Below are 629 nucleotides of genomic sequence, written 5' to 3'. Positions count from 1 at the left end.
TGCATTTCCGGCGATTTGGAATAACCCAACGTCTTTCTATTGAGCCGTTTAAGTCGGTTGCGCAATGTTAGATTCTCCCGCTCGATACGTTGAGTGAAGGTCTTTCCAACAAGATGCTGGTTTTTGGGTAAGAGATTGTACGCCTTGAAATTATCAGTACACCAGAAAACAATATTAAATGAGGCGAGCTTTTTGAACAGTTTCCTGAGTGTTTTTTTGTTTCTCGCCCCAAACGTATGAGCAATGATACGTTTCAGACGAGGCTTCCAGGCATACCACAACCAGCGCTGGTATTTTTTATTGCCGACGAATGACCAGACTTCATCCACTTCACAAACGAGCTAAATGTTGACCTTATCCAGGGGACGTGTCGTTACACATCGCGGTTTAAGTTTTTTAAAACGCGAACAACAGAATTAATACTGATATGCAATGCACGGGCAGTATCACGGATACCGGCATTATTCATATAGCCGGGTCAACAATTTGCTCTTTTATACCGGCTTTACATGCACGATAGGCGTAATCGAGTTGGAAGGTGCGTTTGCAGGAGAGACAGCGATAGCGTTGATGGCCTGCCTCACCTTTGCCGTGTTTTTTGACGTATTCAACTTGCTGACAAAACCGAC

The 629-nt window shown here is 44.2% G+C and carries 1 pseudogene; it reads right to left on the bottom strand.

Annotation, left to right across the window (positions count from 1 at the left end):
- Positions 1–629: pseudogene (locus tag Xinn_RS21345) on the bottom strand (IS1 family transposase); the annotation flags it as partial.

Source organism: Xenorhabdus innexi (genome assembly GCF_002632485.1).
In the GTDB taxonomy this organism is placed as follows: domain Bacteria; phylum Pseudomonadota; class Gammaproteobacteria; order Enterobacterales; family Enterobacteriaceae; genus Xenorhabdus; species Xenorhabdus innexi.
The sequence above is the reverse complement of the archived record's forward strand: the minus strand, read 5'-3'. Positions and strand labels throughout refer to the sequence as shown.